Below are 5136 nucleotides of genomic sequence, written 5' to 3'. Positions count from 1 at the left end.
CTTACCTAAATATATGATTCCAGCTAACTTTGTATTTATGGACAAACTACCATTAACCTTAAATGGAAAGGTCAACTATGCGTTACTTCCAGAACCAGAAATGGTTAAGAAGGAATTTATAAAATATAAAACTTTAGCGGAAAAAGAGCTAGTTAAAGCTATGCAAGAAATTTTAGGTTTAGAAAATATAAGCATAAACGATAATTACTATCAACTTGGAGGAGACTCTATAAAAGCAATTCAAATTTCTTCAAAGCTTAAAAATGTTGGTTTAGAAGTTAAGGTAAAAGATATATTAACATTTGATTCTATTGAAGAAATAGCAGCTACAATGCAAGAAAGCAATAGTGTTAGATTTATAAGCCAGGAGCAAAGAGAAGGTAGTGTTGAGAGAACTCCTATTATAGAATGGTTCTTTAATCAAGATTTTAAAAATCCAAATATATACAATCAACATGTGCTCTTAGAGTACAATGGTGCTTTTGATATTAATAAGGTTATAGTTGCTGTAAATAAATTAATTGAATATCATGATGGATTAAGAATTAATTATAATAAGAAAGATAATAGATTATATTACAATAATGAATATTTAATTAAGAGTTCATTAGTTAAATGTTTTGATTTATCCCAATGTTCTTACGAGAAGCAATGTGAAAAGATTAAAAATTTAATAGAAGATGCTAATGTTAATTTTGATATAGAAAATAGTCTTTTATTTAATGTAACTATGTTTGATTTAGAAGCTGAAAGACAAGCTATCTTATTTACAGCTCACCATATAATAGTAGATGGAGTTTCATGGAGAATAATATTAGATGATTTCTTAACTACACTAAAGCAATTGGAGAATGATGAAGAATTAAAGTTGCCTATGAAGACTCATTCATTTAAAGAATGGTCAGAAGCATTGCAAGAATATAAAAAGAATGATTTTAATGGTGAGAAACATTATTGGGAATTAATTTTAGAAAAGGATAATGATTATCCTGTAGATTACAATGCAATTGAAGATACTATAAAAACATCGAGTGTTTTAAATAAGGAATTAGATCAAGCTACATTAGACGGTTTGATAAAAAATATAAATGAAATTTATAATATGGAATTTAATGAAGCTTTAATAATTGGTTTGGTGCTTACAATCAACAAATTAACTAAGAAAGATGAAATAATAGTTGAACTTGAAAGGCATGGAAGGGAATTAATAAATGACTATATTGATGTATCTAGAACTGTTGGGTGGTTTACAAGTATGTACCCAGCATACTTCAAGATAGATCATGAAGATATAGAGGATAACATTAAATCTTTAAAGGAACAATTTAGAAATATACCTAATAAAGGATTTAATTATAGCATTCTTAATTTATTAAATAAAGAACTTAAAGAACAAAAAACTAAATATATAAGATTTAATTATCTTGGAGATTTTGACAACATAATAGATAAAGATAAACTAAATCTATCAAATATTGAATTCGGGTTATATAGTGATAAAAATAATTTATTAACAGCATTAATGGATATAGATGCTATGGTAGTAAATAGAGAATTAAAGATAAAAGTTACTTATAGTAGTAACAGATTTAAAGATGAAACAATTGAAAAGTTTATGGAAAGTTATATAGATACATTGAAACTAATTTTAAATCATTGTGTTAATAAACATTTTAAAGAGTTTACTCCATCAGATTTTGATGCTGCAGAAATTTCGCAAGAAGATTTAGATTCTCTATTTAGTTAAAATAGAGTTTTGTAAATATAGTTTATTTAAAGGAAAAATATAATTAAATTTATATGAGGAGTAAATAGTATTATGAAAAAAGTAAATAAATTATTAGTTGCATTTAGTATTTTTCTCACTATAATTTTAGTGCCTTTTAAAAGCTACTCTTTAGGTTCTGATAGTTATGAAATAAGCAAGTTATCAGAAGATGATAAAGTTAAAATAGAAAAGTTTATAGGGAAAGAGATGAGTAAAGGTAAAATACCAGGAATGTCTGTTGTTATAGTTAAAGATGATGAAACTATTTATCAGAAAGGTTTCGGATATTCTAATATAGAAACAAAAGAGCTAGTTACTGGCAGAACATTATTTGAAATTGGATCTAATAGTAAAGCTTTTACTGCTCTAGGAATTCTAAAGCTGGAGAAGGATGGATTAATTAAACTTGATGATGAAATTACTAAATATATTCCTTGGCTTAAGATGAAATATCAAGGCAGTGAGGTTTCGATAACCGTAGAACAGTTATTATATCAAACAAGCGGAATGCCATTTAAAACCATAGATAAAATACCAGTTTCTAATGCGGATAACGCTCTTGACGAAACAGTTAAGACTCTGATTGATATAGAACTAGACAGTGAGCCAGGTAAAAAGTTTCAATATGCAACTATAAACTATGATGTTTTAGGATTAGTAATTGAAAAAGTAACAGGTATGACATATGAAAAATATATTGAAGAAAATATCTTAAAGCCTATGGAATTAAATAATACCTATATGGATAGAAGTGACAGTATGGAAAAAGATATGTCTAAAGGATATAAAATTGGATTCTTAAGTGCTCGTCCATATGATGCACCTATCTATAAAGGTAATAAACCAGCTGGATATATTATATCTAATGCTGAAGATATGGCAAAATGGCTTAAAATTCAAATGGGTAATTTTAATAACTCTAAATTTGATAGAGAATTAATTGAGGATTCACATAAACCTAATCGTAGAATTGCACCTTTAGCAGATGGTGCATCTTACGGTAGTGGGTGGTTTGTTTATCAAAAAGATGGTGGAGAAATTTCTCATGGAGGAAATAATCCTAACTATTCTTCGTTTATAACATTTAGACCAGAAGATAAAGTAGGAATTGCAGTGCTTGGTAACATGAACTCTAAGTATATAACAGATATTACCCAAGGCATTAATGAAATATTACAAGGTAAAGATTATAGCAAAGATGTAAAAGACTTAAATAAAAATGCAGATAACATTGCTATTGCAATTATATGTATTGGAATTTTAATTGCTATAAGTACTTTATATTTTATGATTAAAGCAATAATGCAGATATTTAAAAGAAAAAGAAACTTAAAAGTAAAGGGAATAAAAAGCGTTCTAAGAGCTGTTATTTCATTTATTTTTATAATTGGAGTTAGCTATTGTATATATTTAATTCCATATATCTTTTATATGGGAGTATCATGGAATTTTGTATTTGTATGGCTTCCTAAAAGTGTAAAAGCTGCCGCTTATCTGTTATATATAAGTATTTGGCTAGTATATATATTTTCCTTATTAACAAGTTTTTGTAAAAATAAGGACGATAAATCTATATTAATGCTGTCAGTATTAAGTTGTGTTAGTGGATTTGGAAATGCTCTTATAATCTTCACCATTAATATGGCTATAAATAGTAGCAATGATATGAGAATTAAATTATTAATATATTTTGTACTAGGGATAATTTTTTATGTTTATGGTCAAAAGATTATGAGAGAAAAATTAATAGAAATAACAAATGACATAGTATATTCAAAAAGAATGGAAATTATAAAGTGTTTATTAAGGACGACATATAAGAAATTTGAAGATATTGAAGATGGAAGAATAGAAACTACACTAAACAATGACACAGAAACTATAAGTAGATTTGTAAATGTTTTAATTGGTGGAGTAACAAGTGCTATTACGCTTATTTTCTGCTTTATATATCTAGGCTTTATAAATAAATATGCTTTGTTATTTTCAGTAATAATAATATTATTTATTGCAAGTATATACTACTTAGTTGGTAGATATGCAAATAGAATCGGAGAAGAGGCAAGAGATCTTCAAAATGTGTTTTTTAAATTTATTAATGATTTAATAGGTGGCTTTAAAGAACTAAGTCTTAATGGAAAAAGAAAAAATGAATTTGAAGCAGATATGGAAAAAAGCTGTGATAAATTTAGAGTTAAAAGAGGACAATCAGCTTTGGCATTTGCAAATATGTTTGTGATAGGAGAACTTTTATTTACTTTAGCTATTGGATCAGTAGTATTTATTTTCCCTTTAATTTTAAAAAATCTAGAAGTAAACAGTGTAACAAGTTACGTATTTATATTACTTTACATGACGGGTCCAGTTCATGGAATATTAAACACTATACCTCAAGTAATTGAAGTGAGAATAGCATCAAAAAGAATCAATGGATTATTAGATGAGATACATGATCATAAAGATGATAATAATATACAAAGACTGTCAGACAAAAATATTAGCTTAAAATTAAACGAAGTAGAATATGAGTATGATAAAAATGATGAAAATAATTTTAAAGTGGGGCCTATTAACTATGAATTTAAATCTGGGGAAATAATATTTATTGCAGGTGGAAATGGTAGTGGAAAGTCTACATTAGCTAAGTTAATAACCGGACTTTATGGGTCTTCTAAGGGGGATATAACTTTAAATGATATTAAAGTTTCAGAAAAGATGTTGAGCGAAAACTATTCTACTGTATTTGGCGATTTTTACTTATTTGATAAGCTTTATGGAATTGATTATAAGGATAAAGAAGTTGAAATAAAAAACTATTTAAAGATACTTAAACTAGACAAAAAAGTTGAAATAAAAGATGGAAAGTTTAGCACAATCAAATTATCAACAGGTCAAAAGAAAAGATTAGCATTATTAGTTGCTTATTTAGAGGACAGGCCAATTTATTTATTTGACGAATGGGCAGCAGACCAAGATCCAGAGTTTAGGTTGTTCTTTTACGATTCTTTACTACCAGAGCTTAAAGCTAAGGGAAAGTGTGTAATAGCTGTAACTCACGATGATAAATACTTTAATCTTGCAGATAGAGTTATAAAAATGGAATTGGGTAAGATAAGTTCTTTATAAATGTTGTAATGAGGTGATAATGTGAGGCAAAGTAATAAGTTAGATAAAAATAATATAGAGAATTTTATGTCATTAACTAGCTTGCAACAAGGAATGTTGTTTCATTATATTAGTGATGAAGAAAGTAGTATGTATCATGAGCAATTAAGCTTAACTCTTGGAGGTGACTTGAAGATAGAGTTATTACAAAGAGCTTGGCAGTTTGTAATAGATAGTAATGAAATGCTAAGAACAATTTTTAG

3 protein-coding genes are annotated in these 5136 nt (G+C 27.1%); all 3 read left to right on the top strand.

Annotation, left to right across the window (positions count from 1 at the left end; translation table 11 throughout):
* Positions 1-1747 (top strand): condensation domain-containing protein (locus B3603_RS17265; RefSeq protein ID WP_291567218.1); only part of this gene is annotated, 1747 nt, incomplete at its 5' end.
* A 72-nt stretch (positions 1748-1819) separates the two neighbouring features.
* A complete protein-coding gene (locus B3603_RS17260; protein WP_291567216.1) occupies positions 1820-4894 on the top strand; it encodes a cyclic peptide export ABC transporter in 3075 nt (1024 codons plus the stop codon).
* 21 nt (positions 4895-4915) lie between these two features.
* Positions 4916-5136, top strand: a 221-nt coding sequence (locus B3603_RS17255; RefSeq protein WP_291567214.1) for a condensation domain-containing protein, incomplete at its 3' end; no start/stop codon positions are given.

This window comes from Clostridium sp. UBA2485, assembly GCF_002341865.1.
Classification (GTDB): domain Bacteria; phylum Bacillota; class Clostridia; order Clostridiales; family Clostridiaceae; genus Clostridium_J.
Note: the sequence above shows the minus strand (reverse complement) of the source record. Positions and strands in the feature narration are given on the sequence as shown.

Coding starts and splice junctions, on each gene's coding strand:
- B3603_RS17260 (WP_291567216.1), top strand. CDS start 1,820: ATGAAAAAAGTAAATAAATTATTAGTTGCATTTAGTATTTTTCTCACT.